Source organism: Gordonia sp. KTR9 (assembly GCF_000143885.2).
In the GTDB taxonomy this organism is placed as follows: Bacteria; Actinomycetota; Actinomycetes; order Mycobacteriales; family Mycobacteriaceae; genus Gordonia.
Genome location: NC_018581.1, coordinates 3988640 through 3999915, shown reverse-complemented (window position 1 = coordinate 3999915; position 11276 = coordinate 3988640). Strand labels below are relative to the sequence as shown.

Annotated in this window: 12 protein-coding genes; 9 read left to right on the top strand and 3 right to left on the bottom strand. The window is 68.2% G+C overall.

The window, feature by feature from the left end; genetic code table 11:
- The first annotated feature begins 122 nt into the window (after window positions 1-122).
- The 6 genes from KTR9_RS18845 to crcB (KTR9_RS18820) all read left to right on the top strand — a co-directional run bounded on the left by KTR9_RS18845 (window position 123) and on the right by crcB (KTR9_RS18820) (window position 4673).
- A complete protein-coding gene (locus KTR9_RS18845) occupies window positions 123-692 on the top strand; it encodes a universal stress protein (RefSeq protein ID WP_044507068.1) in 570 nt (189 codons plus the stop codon).
- Window positions 693-718: 26 nt separating this feature from the next.
- The gene (locus KTR9_RS18840) at window positions 719-1330 is read left to right on the top strand and encodes an MSMEG_1061 family FMN-dependent PPOX-type flavoprotein (RefSeq protein ID WP_044507066.1); all 612 of its coding nucleotides are present in this window, start codon (window positions 719-721) and stop codon (window positions 1328-1330) included.
- A gap of 145 nt (window positions 1331-1475) precedes the next feature.
- Entirely contained in the window at window positions 1476-3356 is a 1881-nt protein-coding gene (locus KTR9_RS18835) for a propionyl-CoA synthetase (RefSeq protein ID WP_044507064.1), read from the top strand.
- A gap of 2 nt (window positions 3357-3358) precedes the next feature.
- Window positions 3359-3841, top strand: coding sequence for a DUF6790 family protein (locus KTR9_RS18830; RefSeq protein WP_010844514.1), 483 nt, complete (start codon window positions 3359-3361; stop codon window positions 3839-3841).
- Between the two features lie 14 nt (window positions 3842-3855).
- On the top strand, window positions 3856-4308 hold the full coding sequence (crcB, locus tag KTR9_RS18825) for a fluoride efflux transporter CrcB (protein WP_014927700.1): 453 nt from the start codon (window positions 3856-3858) through the stop codon (window positions 4306-4308).
- Window positions 4305-4673, top strand: a complete 369-nt coding sequence (gene crcB, locus KTR9_RS18820; RefSeq protein WP_014927699.1) for a fluoride efflux transporter CrcB — start codon at window positions 4305-4307, stop codon at window positions 4671-4673. The genes crcB (KTR9_RS18825) and crcB (KTR9_RS18820) overlap by 4 nt, the downstream gene beginning before the upstream one ends.
- Window positions 4674-4750: 77 nt before the next feature.
- Here the strand turns inward: crcB (KTR9_RS18820) and KTR9_RS18815 are convergent, their stop codons facing one another.
- Window positions 4751-5974 carry an acyl-CoA dehydrogenase family protein gene (locus KTR9_RS18815; protein ID WP_010844511.1) on the bottom strand — a complete coding sequence of 408 codons (1224 nt, stop codon included), beginning with the start codon at window positions 5972-5974 and terminating at the stop codon, window positions 4751-4753.
- 31 nt (window positions 5975-6005) lie between these two features.
- A complete protein-coding gene (locus KTR9_RS18810) occupies window positions 6006-7376 on the bottom strand; it encodes an acyl-CoA dehydrogenase family protein (protein ID WP_035718177.1) in 1371 nt (456 codons plus the stop codon).
- Between the two features lie 183 nt (window positions 7377-7559).
- Here KTR9_RS18810 and KTR9_RS18805 point away from each other — a divergent pair, with 183 nt between their 5' ends.
- Both KTR9_RS18805 and KTR9_RS18800 read left to right on the top strand, forming a co-directional pair.
- Entirely contained in the window at window positions 7560-8018 is a 459-nt protein-coding gene (locus KTR9_RS18805) for a DUF2752 domain-containing protein (RefSeq protein WP_044507063.1), read from the top strand.
- A gap of 43 nt (window positions 8019-8061) precedes the next feature.
- Complete coding sequence (locus KTR9_RS18800; RefSeq protein ID WP_014927696.1) at window positions 8062-8721, top strand: MBL fold metallo-hydrolase; 660 nt, start codon at window positions 8062-8064, stop codon at window positions 8719-8721.
- A gap of 113 nt (window positions 8722-8834) precedes the next feature.
- Here KTR9_RS18800 and KTR9_RS18795 read toward each other — a convergent pair whose 3' ends face one another.
- Window positions 8835-9410: a TetR/AcrR family transcriptional regulator gene (locus KTR9_RS18795; protein ID WP_014927695.1), complete on the bottom strand. Its 576-nt coding sequence runs from the start codon at window positions 9408-9410 to the stop codon at window positions 8835-8837.
- A 149-nt stretch (window positions 9411-9559) separates the two neighbouring features.
- Here KTR9_RS18795 and KTR9_RS18790 point away from each other — a divergent pair, with 149 nt between their 5' ends.
- Complete coding sequence (locus tag KTR9_RS18790) at window positions 9560-11263, top strand: nitroreductase family deazaflavin-dependent oxidoreductase (RefSeq protein WP_014927694.1); 1704 nt, start codon at window positions 9560-9562, stop codon at window positions 11261-11263.
- Window positions 11264-11276: the final 13 nt, after the last annotated feature.

Sequence of the window (11276 nt, the reverse complement as noted above, 5' to 3'; positions counted from 1 at the left end):
CTCCATAGCGTTGTGAGCAGCTGATATCGCTGACCCAGGAGGACACGATGATGACGCTGAGGACACGACCCCGGCGATGGGAAACTCTCGAAACCCGGGAATTGCCAACCACTCTCGCCTCGATGACCACGTTCCGGGAGGTACGCGACGCCACGGCGAGCAGCCGCGGAGGGCTCGGCCACCCGGTCGTCGTCGGCGTCGACGGTGGCGATGCCTCGTTGCGGGCGGTGAAGGTCGCGGCTCGCCTGCTGGGCGAGTCCGGCGACCTGATCCTGATCTGCGCCACCCGCGGCCGCCGGAAGGAAGCGAGCACCGCCCTCCACGACGCCCTCAAGGACGAGTCCTACCTGCTCTCCGGACAGGCGCGGGTCGACGAGTGCCTGCGGACCGCGGCCGAGCTCGCGAGATGGCACGGTGCGCGGACGGTGTCGACCAGAAGCGAGGTCGGCGACCCGACGGCGGTCCTGCATCGGGCCGCGCAACGCGTCGGGGCAGGGGCCGTCGTCCTCGGAGGGGGCGGCGCCCGCCCGGGCTGGACCGCCCGCCGCCTCGCCGGACGGCTGGACGGCGACCGCACCCTCATCGTCACCGACGGGTCGGTCCATCTCCGCCGGCGGTCCGGGCTCACCGAGCACTCCCGCGGCATCGGATGGAATCTCCGCTGGCCGACGCCGGCGCCGGGACCTGCGTAGCACCACCCACATGACACGATGTCCGCATGCACATCACCGACGAGGCGAGGCTGCGGGAGATCGTCGGCGAACCGGCTGACGTGGTTCGCGACAAGGTCAGGCCGACGCTGTCCGACATCGATCGGGCGTGGCTTGCCGCCTCACCCGTGGTGTTCCTGGCCACCGCCGACGCCCACGGACGCGTCGATGTCTCACCCAAGGGCGACCCCGCCGGCAAGGTGGTGCACATCATCGACGACACCCGCATCGCGATTCCGGAACGTCCCGGGAACAGGCGCGTCGACGGTTATCTGAACATCCTGCGCAACCCGCACGCCGGCACCATCTTCGTCGTCCCCGGCCGCAACGACACCCTCCGGGTCAACGGGGCCGCCCGCGTCGTCGACGACGGTGACTACTTCGACGCCCTGGCGGTCAAGGGAAAGCGTCCGATCCTGGCGGTGGAGATCGACGTCGACGAAGTCTTCTACCACTGTTCCAAGGCGTTCCTGCGTGCGGATCTGTGGAAACCGGAGACCTGGACTCCCCGCACGCTGCCCACGGTGGCCGCCATCACCCGGATGGTCATGCCCGAACTCGATGTCCCGCTGGTCGACGACCGCGAGACCGACGAGCAGTACCGCAAGTACCTGTACTGACCGTTCGCCGCGAGCCGACGGCCGGTCGGCGCAGGACCGCAGATCACGTGTCGTGGCGACGATCACACCGATACCCTCGAAGGGCGATGCGGCACCCTGCAGCGGTTTCGGGTGCGGGCCACGACGAGACGGCGAAGGGAAGGCCATGGGCAGCTACAGCGAGGCGTTCACACAGGCGAGCGATGATCGTGAGGCGTTCTGGCTCTCCGCCGCGGAAGCGGTGGACTGGTACACCCCGCCGACCACGGCGCTCGACGATTCCGACGCCCCGTTCTACCGCTGGTTTCCCGGCGCCACGCTGAACACCTGCCACAACGCGCTCGATCGGCATCTCGCTGACGGCAACGACGGGCGGACGGCGCTGATCTGGGACTCGGCCATGACCGGGGAGCGACGGCACTACACCTATGCGGCGCTGCTCGATGTGGTCGCCAGATTCGCCGGAGTGCTGACCGCGCAGGGTGTCTCGGCCGGAGACCGCGTGGTGATCTACATGCCGATGATCCCGGAGGCGGCCATCGCGATGCTCGCGTGCGCGCGGATCGGTGCGGTGCATTCGGTGGTGTTCGGTGGGTTCGCCGCCCGGGAACTCGCCACGCGCATCGACGATGCCGAGCCCGTCGCCGTCGTCACGGCGTCGGGAGGCCTCGAACCGGGACGCACGGTCGAGTATCTGCCGATGGTGGCGAAGGCCATCGAGATGTCGGCGACACCGCCGCGCACCGTCATCGTCAAGGATCGTCCGGAGATCACCGGCAGCGCCGCCGATCACGCCGGCTGGCTGGACTGGGATGAGGTCACCGACACCGCCGAACCGGTCGACCCGGTACCGGTCGCCGCGACCGATCCCCTCTACATCCTCTACACCTCGGGAACCACCGGGAAGCCCAAGGGAGTCGTCCGCGACAACGGCGGGCACGCGGTCGCCTTGACCTGGTCGATGACGAACATCTACGACATCGGCGCGGGTGACGTGTGGTGGACGGCGTCGGACGTCGGATGGGTCGTCGGGCACTCCTACATCGTCTACGCGCCGCTCTTCGTGGGGGCGACGACGGTGATGTACGAGGGCAAACCGGTCGGCACCCCCGACGCCGGCGCGTTCTGGCGGGTCATCGCCGATCACGGTGTCAAGGCCCTGTTCACCGCGCCGACGGCGATCCGCGCGATCCGCAAGGCGGACCCAGAAGCCACCGAACTCGCGAAGTACGACACGTCGTCCCTGCAGACCCTGTTCGCAGCCGGTGAGCGCCTCGACCCCGACACGTTCGCCTGGGCGTCCGACGTCCTCAAGGTCCCGGTCGTCGACCATTGGTGGCAGACCGAGACCGGCTGGGCGATCGCGGCGAATCTCCGTGGGCTCGAGCCGATGCCGATCAAGGCGGGTTCGCCGACGGTGCCCGTGCCCGGATATCGGGTGGGCGTCGTCGACGCCGAGGGCAACACGCTCGGAGCGGGGGAGGAGGGCAACATCGTCATCAGCCTGCCGCTGCCGCCCGGGACCCTCGCCGGCTTGTGGCGCGACGAGGAGCGTTACCGCAAGTCGTATCTGTCGGCATTCGACGGCTACTACCTGACCGGCGACTCCGGCTACGTCGACGCGGACGGATACGTGTTCGTCCTGGGCCGTTCCGACGATGTGATCAACGTTGCCGGACACCGGCTCTCGACCGGCAGCATCGAAGCGGTGGTGGCGTCGCATCCGGCCGTCGCCGAGTGTGCGGTCATCGGCATCCGGGACGACCTCAAGGGGCAGCGCCCCAGCGGTTACGTGGTGCTCAAGTCCGGTGTCGACATCGACTCCGAGACATTGCGAAGCGAATTGGTGTCCCTGGTACGCAACGAGATCGGGGCGGTGGCCACCTTCCGGGACGTCACCGTCGTGCCGGCGCTGCCCAAGACGCGGTCGGGCAAGATCCTGCGGAAGACCATGCGGCAGATCGCGGATCATGAAGAGTACACAGTGCCCTCGACCATCGAGGACCCCGACGTGCTGACGGCGCTGGCCGATCAGCTCAGGGGCTGAGCATGCTCGACGCCTTGATACGCAACGCGATCCGGCTCGTACCGTTCGTCGGGATCGTCGGCACGATCATCACCACGCTCATCGACGCGTTCACCCCCGGCGGTGACCTGGGCCGGGATCTGCTCGAGAATTCGGTGCTGTGGATGATCGGTGTCCAGGGATGGATGACCGGGTGCGGCCACATGTTCGTCGGTGAGCCGATCGCGGAGTCCATCGGGTGGCCACCGAAGACCCCGTGGCAGTGGGAGGTCGGGCTCGCCAGCCTCGCGACGGGTGTGTTGGGCGTGATCGCGTCGGGCTTCGGCGACGAATTCACCCTGGCCACCATCATCGCGTTCTCGGTGTTCTACCTGGGTGCCGCGGTGGGTCATGTGCGGGAGATGGTGATCCACCGGAACTTCAAGGCGGGCAACGCCGGCCCCATCTTCTTCTTCGACGTGCTGGTCCCGATCTATCTGATCGTGTTGTATGTGATCGTCGTGTAGCGGAGACTTGGCGCGTGCACCGAGACGAGCACCGCGAACTCCCCGTCGATCCCGACGAACGTCCGCTGCACCTCCGGGTGCATGCGCTCGCCTGGGTCTTCGCCGGGGGACTCGTCGGCACCGGCGTGCGGTACTGGGCCGAGGGAGCGTTTCCCGCCCAGCAGGGACACTGGCCGTGGGCGACGTTCGGGGTCAACATCATCGGCGCGTTCGTCCTGGGGACGCTGCTGGAACTGCTTGCGCGGCTCGGCCACGACGAGGGATGGCGCCAGCGGATACGACTGTTCGGCGGCACCGGCATCTGTGGGGCGCTGACCACCTACAGCACGTTCGCGCTGGAGATCACCGAACTGACACGGGCGTCGGCGGTGGTGACCGCGTTGTCCTACGCGGTCGTCAGCGTGGTCCTCGGTCTCGCCGCGGCAGCGTGCGGGATCGCGCTCGCCTCCCGAGTGGCGCGGGCGTGATCGCGCTGGCCGTCATGATGGCGGGTGCGCTGGGTGCGGTCACCCGGTTCGTCGTCGACGGAGCGGTCAGAAACCGATGGCCGACGACGACGCCCTGGGGCACGTTCGCGATCAACGTCAGCGGCTGCGCGTTGCTGGGGATGCTCGCCGGCCTCGTCGTCTTTCACGGGGCGCCACACGAATGGCAGGTGATCGCCGGAACCGGGTTCTGCGGTGGCTACACGACTTTCAGCACGGCCGCGTTCGAGACGGTGCGGCTGGCGCAGCGGGAGGAGCGGTGGAGGTCCGGGGCATATGCGGTCGGAACGCTCGTCGCGTCAGTGACCGCGTGCGCGACGGGCATGTGGGTCGTCTGGCTCGCCTGACAGCCGGTTCGCGCCAACGGCTCGGCCCCGCGGCGAGAGTGTCGTCGCGGGGCCGAGAGGCGTTGTGTGTCAGCCGATCACTTGAGTTCGGCGCTGCTCTTGTTCAGCACACGCCGCGCGATGATCAGGTTCTGGATCTGCTGGGTTCCCTCGAAGATGTCGAGGATCTTGGAGTCACGGGCCCACTTCTCCACGAGCAGCCGCTCCGAGTACCCGAGGGTGCCGGTCAGTTCGACGACCTTGTTGGTGACGTCGGTGGCGGTGCGTCCGGCCTTGGCCTTCGACATCGACGCCTCGGTGGAGTTCGGCTGCTTGTTGTCGGCCATCCACGCCGCCCGCATCGTGTGCAGGTAAGCGGCCTCGAAATCGGCTTCCATCCGCAGGAATTCGGCCGCGGCGGCATGCTGGTCGGCGGCAGGCCGATCGTAGTCGACCTCGATGCCGGCCTCGTCGAGAATCCGGCGCAGCTCCTCGAGCGCGGCGCGGGTCACACCCACGGCCATGCCGGCCACCAGCGGACGGGTGTTGTCGAAGGTCTGCATGACCCCGCCGAACCCCTTCTTGGTGTCGACCTCGGGTGAGCCGAGCAGGTTCTCCTTCGGGATGCGGCAGTTCTCGAAGCGGATCGCGGCCGTGTCGGAGACCTTGATACCGAGCTTGTGCTCGAGACGTTCGACGGTGACGCCCGGATGGGTGCGGGGAACCACGAAGCTCTTGATGGCGGCCCGGCCGGCGCTCTTGTCGACCGTCGCCCAGACGACGATGTGGGTCGCGCGCGACCCCGCGGTCACGTAGATCTTCTCGCCGTTGATGACGTACTCGTCGCCGTCGAGCGTGGCCGTGGTGGAGACGGCGGCCGAGTCGGAACCGAAACCGGGCTCGGTGATGGCCATCGCGGCCCACACCTTGCCGAATCGTTCGAGCTGTTCGTCGGTGGCGACCGCGGCGATCGCCGAGTTGCCGAGTCCCTGGTAGGGGATGCTCAGCATGAGACCGACGTCGCCCCACGACGTCTCGATGACGTTGACCACGGACTGCATGTTGCCGCCGTTGACCACCGCGCCGTCGGACTTCGGCTTCTCCTTCTTCTGCTGGCTACGACCGCCGTCGGCGCCCGCACCGGCCTGGCCGGTCTCGGACAGGCCGTCGTACAGGCTCGCCAGGGTGTCGAGCTCGACGGGGTAGTCGTGCTCGCGCAGGTCGTACTTGCGGGAGATGGGCCGGAAGATCTCCGCCGCCGCCTGATGGGCCTGGTCGACGGTGACGTTCAGCTTCTTCGGGAGTTCGAGATTGATGCTCATGAGAGGTTCTTTCGCTGCATTCCGAACGCGGTCAGAGGACGACGATGCCTTCGCCGATGCCGGCGCCGCGGAGGTCGCGGTACCAGCGTTCGACGGGGTGCTCCTTGGTGAAACCGTGGCCGCCGAGCAGCTGGACGCCGTCGAGACCGATCTGCAGGCCCTTGTCGATCGTCAGCTTGCGGGCGAGTGCTGCCTCGCGGGCGAAGGACAGGCCCTGCTCGGCGCGGGCGGCACCGCGCAGCGTGACGAGACGGATCGAGTCGACCTCGGTCGCCATCGTGGCGACCATGAAGGCGACCGCCTGACGGTTGGAGATGGGCTCGCCGAACGCTTCACGCTCGTTCACGTAGGGGATGACGTAGTCGAGGACGGCGCGCGCGGTGCCGGCGGCCAGCGCCGACCAGCCCAGGCGGGACAACCGCACGACGTCGCGGTAGGCCGTCGCCGCGGCGTCGGGCTCGCCGCCGATGATCGCGCTTGCCGGGACGGCGACGTCCTGCAGGAGCAGGCGCCCCATCCCCGCGGCACGCACGCCCATGCCCGGGTCGGCTTCGACGATCAGGCCCTTGCTGTCGGATTCGACGATGAACAGGGTCGGCTTGCCGTCGAGCTGGGCGCCGACGATGAACAGTTCCGAGGAACCGGCGGCCGGGACGAAAGACTTGACGCCGTTGAGGCGGAAGCCGCTGGGCACGCGGGTCGCCTTGGTGTTCAAGGCGAAGGCGTCGAACAGCGGACGGGGCTCGGCGATGACGACGGCCGCCTGGGGCACGTTCTCACCGGCGAAGTCGGGCAGGTAGGTGCGCTGCTGCTCGTCGGTGCCGAAGTTGGTGAGCGTGGTGGCCACACCGCTCGGCGCGAGCAGCGGAAGCGCGAGTCCCATGTCGCCGTAGGCCATTGCCTCGGCGACGAGCGCATTGGTGACGACACCGCGCTCGGTGGCCGCGCCCTCGAACTCCTCGGGGACGTTGATCATCGTGATGCCGAGTTCGGCCGACCGCTTGACGATGTCCTCGGGTGCGGCGGCCGCCGCGTCGGCATCGTGGGCGGCGGGGCGCAGGATCTCGGTGGCGAACTCCTTCACCGTCTCCGAGATCATCTGCTGTTCGTCGTCGGGGGTGAGGTTGAAGTAGTCCTTGGGTGCGCTGGTGAGTCGCTTGGCCTGACCCGATCCACCGCCCTGTGCTGCCTTGAACGCGCGGTTCGCCGCCCCGAGGGTCTGGAATCCGGTCTTGGTGCCCTGGTAGGCGATGCGGTTGATCGGCTCGCGGATCTTGTACTTCTCGGCGAACTCGGACCCGGTCACCGTGGTCAGGACGCGCATCGCGGTCCCGATGAAGTTGCGCGGATGCGGGTTGCGTCCGACTGCGGAGGTGTCGCGCGGTTCGGTGTGAGTTGTCATGATCACCAGCCGTTTCTTTCCAGTCGCCCCGGTAGGGGTCTCTGCGTGGATCCACATGCGTGGGTGGACAAGGTCGATGCGACCGATCTTACTCGGTAGTAAGTCCCAACCTTACTTCGGAGTAAGAAGTTTGTCACGCACTTGGCCGACCCCACCCGTCCAGGCACCCGCTACGCTGGCGGCATGACCCTCGATCACCGCCGCGAACAGGGCTTATCGGCCAATCAGGTGGTGGGCGCGACGACCGTCGCCGTGGTCGGTGCCGCCGCACTCGGAGCTGCCTGTGTGTTCACCCCGGGCGGCGTCGACGCCGGACCGCAACTCTGCCCGTTCGCGGTGATGACCGGCCTCCCGTGCCCCGGATGTGGACTCACCCGCAGCTGGGTGGCACTCATGCACGGCGACGTCGGGTCAGCGTTCACATTCAACGTGTTCGGGCCGGTGTTCCTGGTGCTGACCGCGACCACCGTGGTGGCTGCGGCCCTCACGCTGGTGCGCCGTCGCGGGTCGCCGCTGTCGGGGTGGCGCGACCTCGTGCTCGGCCCGGTCGGTGCCGTTCTGCTGGGGGTGTGGCTGGCCTACGGTCTCGCGCGGATTCTCGACGCGGTGGTCGGTTGGGGGTTCTTCCCGGTCGTGGTGTGAGCGTGCCGCTGTGTGAGCGCGCGCGAGCGTGCACAGTGGACATATGCAGATCACCCACTTCGGCCATTCCTGTCTGCTCGTCGAGATCGACGGGACCAAGGTGCTTTTCGATCCGGGGAACTTCTCGCGCGGGTTCGACGGCATCAGCGGTCTCGACGCCATCCTGATCACCCATCAGCATCCCGACCACTGCGACGTCGCGAAGCTGCCCGACCTCGTCGCGGCCAACCCCGACGCGATCCTGTACGCCGACCCGCAGACGACGAGTCAACTCAACGGCGACGCCGTGGCCGGCGAGTGGACGGCCGCCCGCAGCGGCGACCAGATCGAGATCGGCTCGCTCACCGCACGTTTCACCGGCGGTCGGCATGCGGTGATCCACCCCGAGATCCCGGTCATCGACAACGTCGCCTACGTCCTCGGCACCGCCGAGCAGCCGGGACAGTTCATGCATCCGGGCGATTCGTTCTACATCCCGTTCGAACACGTCGACGTGCTCGCGCTTCCGTCGGCCGCGCCGTGGATGAAACTCAGTGAGTCGGTCGACTATCTGCGCGCGATGGCGCCCCGCGTCGCGGTGCCCATCCATCAGGCGATCCTGTCCGACGCCGGTAGCGGGATCCACTACGGGCGACTGGCCGACATGAAGGCCGACGCGACCGAGTTCACGGTGCTGGAGAAGGAGCATGCCACGCAGGTCTGAGTGGGTTTGGGGGCCCTGCTCCCTAATCCGAAAGAACCACAGACCGCTGGCCCGCCCTGCTCCCTGAGGAGCGCCCGGAGCTTGCGGAGGGCGCGTCACGAAGGGTCTCCGCCTCATCGATCGCCGGCGCCCCCCGGGTGCGCCCGGTGGACGGCGACGAGCTCGTTGAGGTGGGTGGCCACCTGGATCAACGGGGTGGTGGACTGTGAGGCCTCCGACAGGACCACCGCACCCTCGATCGCCGCGACGATCGTGGTGGCCAGGGAGGCGGTCGCATCGGGCGCGATGCCGTCGTCGCGGAGCCGACGCTCGATCAGATCCCGCCACTCGTCGAAGACGTCGGCTGCGGCGGCCGCGGCTTCCGGTGCCGACATGCGGCCCAGTGCGGCGGCCACCACGGGGCACCCGCCCTCGAAGTCCGTGGTGGACAGCGCTGCCGACCACATGTCGGCGAACGCCATGATCGGGTCGGCCTCGGCGACGATCTCGGTGAGGAGTGCGGTGATCATGCCGCCCGAGCTGCGCGTGGCGGCCGCCATGAGTTCCGACTTGCCGCCCGGGAAGTTGAGATAGATGGATCGGCGGGCGACGCCGCTGTGTTCGAGGATGTCCGAGACGGCGGTGCCCGCGACACCGTGCCGTCGCATGAGATCCGCGGTCGCCTCGATCAATTGGTCTCGCGCTGCCATCGAATGCCACTCCCTCGTCCGTCACGGGCCCACCGGGCGACCGGCCGCTCCTTGCAGTATACCAATCGGTCTACTAGGGTCCTCGGAAGTAGACCAATCGGTATAGAACCGGGGTTGTCCCCGGGGCACACGCAATCCAGTCGTAGGAGATGAAGATGACCGACACGGTGACACTGGCAGCACCTCTGACGCTTCCTTCGGGTCAGGTCCTGCCGAACCGGATCATGAAGGCAGCCCTGAGCGAGGGTCTGGGCGATGCGGGTGCCGGCCCGGACGATCGTCTGGAGCGTCTCTACTCGCGCTGGGCGGCGGGCTCCTACGGCCTGGTCGTCACCGGCAATGTGATGGTGGATCGGCGGTATCTCGGGGAGCCCGGGAACGTCGTGGTCGAGGACGACCGGCATCTCGATGCGCTCACGCGTTGGGCGAAGACCACGCAGGACGGTGGATCACCCATCTGGATGCAGATCAATCACCCGGGGCGACAAGCCAATCCGTTGACGACCGAGGGCCGTGTGGTGGCTCCGTCGGCCGTTCGCCTCGCCATCCCGGGGGTGCCGACCCCGCGCGCCCTCGCCGACGCGGAGATCAAAGAGATCATCTCGCGATTCGCGACCACCGCCGCGGTGGCCGAGGCGGCGGGTTTCGACGGGGTGCAGATCCACGGCGCCCACGGATACCTGCTGTCACAGTTCTTGTCGCCGCTGGCGAACCGACGCGAGGACAGGTGGGGCGGCTCCATCGAGAACCGGGCTCGTTTCGCCCTCGAGGTCGTCCGTGCGGTGCGCGCTGCAGTCCGGCCAGGTTTCGGTGTCGGCATCAAGCTGAACTCCGCGGACTTCCAGCGTGGCGGATTCTCCGAAGACGAGTCGCGCACCGTGATCGCGTTGCTTGCGTCCGAACAGCTCGATCTCATCGAGATCAGCGGCGGCAGCTATGAGTCGCCCGCGATGATGGGGCGGCCCGTCCAGTCGGCGAGCACTCGCGAGAGGGAGGCGTACTTCCTGGAGTACGCCGTCACCGTCCGCGAACTCGCCGCGGGGATCCCGCTCGCCGTCACCGGCGGCTTCCGCTCGCAGACAGCCATGGCGGCCGCGATCGCCGACGGCGCCTGCGACCTCGTCGGGATCGGGCGACCGACGGTGACCACACCCACCGCAGCGCTCGACGTGATGACCGGCGACCTCGATCGTCTGACGTCGCAGCAGCAGCGGTTGCCGGTTCCGTCCCGACTGTCCGGCACCGCGACCGCCAGGTCTCTGGAAGGGGCACTCGACCTGCAGTGGCACACCGACCAACTGCACCGGATGGCCGGTGGCGAAGACCCGGACCCGGCCCGTCCGCTCTGGCGGACCGCGGTGACGACGGTGCGGCGCAACGGGATCGGCGCGCTGCGAAGCACGCGGAACGTGAAGTCGCGCGATGCCAGGGCGGTCCGGAAGTTCCGGTTCGAGCGCAACGTCGGACGCTACCTCGCCAATCCGGCTGTGGCCGCGCTCAATCGCCTCGGGATCGGCACCCACCTGGCGACGGACCTGGAGACCGTCGGCCGCAAGACGGGTCTGGCCCGCAGGGTTCCGGTGTCGGCCGCCTTCGACTCCGACGGGGCCTGGGTCATCAGCCAGCACGGCACGCGGTCGGGATGGGGGATCAACATCACGGCGAACCCGACGGTGCGCATCCGCCACGGCCGTCATTGGCGCACGGGGACAGCGCAGTTCGTACCCGACGACGACGTGGTCGCGCGGGCGCGCACCTTCGCCACCAGCCCGCTGTTCGCCGGTCTGACGTCGGCCACCATCCGCGCGCTCCAGAGTGACCCGATCTCGGTACGGATCACCTTCACCGACTGAAGTGCCCCCCAGG

What these genes read in the sequence shown, in the direction of transcription:
- KTR9_RS18795 (WP_014927695.1), bottom strand. Translation starts at nt 9,410, where the DNA reads ATGGCAGCGCGAGACCAATTGATCGAGGCGACCGCGGATCTCATGCGA.
- KTR9_RS18810 (WP_035718177.1), bottom strand. Translation starts at nt 7,376, where the DNA reads ATGACAACTCACACCGAACCGCGCGACACCTCCGCAGTCGGACGCAAC.
- KTR9_RS18815 (WP_010844511.1), bottom strand. Translation starts at nt 5,974, where the DNA reads ATGAGCATCAATCTCGAACTCCCGAAGAAGCTGAACGTCACCGTCGAC.
- KTR9_RS18835 (WP_044507064.1), top strand. Translation starts at nt 1,476, where the DNA reads ATGGGCAGCTACAGCGAGGCGTTCACACAGGCGAGCGATGATCGTGAG.
- KTR9_RS18840 (WP_044507066.1), top strand. Translation starts at nt 719, where the DNA reads ATGCACATCACCGACGAGGCGAGGCTGCGGGAGATCGTCGGCGAACCG.
- KTR9_RS18805 (WP_044507063.1), top strand. Translation starts at nt 7,560, where the DNA reads ATGACCCTCGATCACCGCCGCGAACAGGGCTTATCGGCCAATCAGGTG.
- KTR9_RS18800 (WP_014927696.1), top strand. Translation starts at nt 8,062, where the DNA reads ATGCAGATCACCCACTTCGGCCATTCCTGTCTGCTCGTCGAGATCGAC.
- KTR9_RS18845 (WP_044507068.1), top strand. Translation starts at nt 123, where the DNA reads ATGACCACGTTCCGGGAGGTACGCGACGCCACGGCGAGCAGCCGCGGA.
- KTR9_RS18790 (WP_014927694.1), top strand. Translation starts at nt 9,560, where the DNA reads ATGAAGATGACCGACACGGTGACACTGGCAGCACCTCTGACGCTTCCT.
- KTR9_RS18830 (WP_010844514.1), top strand. Translation starts at nt 3,359, where the DNA reads ATGCTCGACGCCTTGATACGCAACGCGATCCGGCTCGTACCGTTCGTC.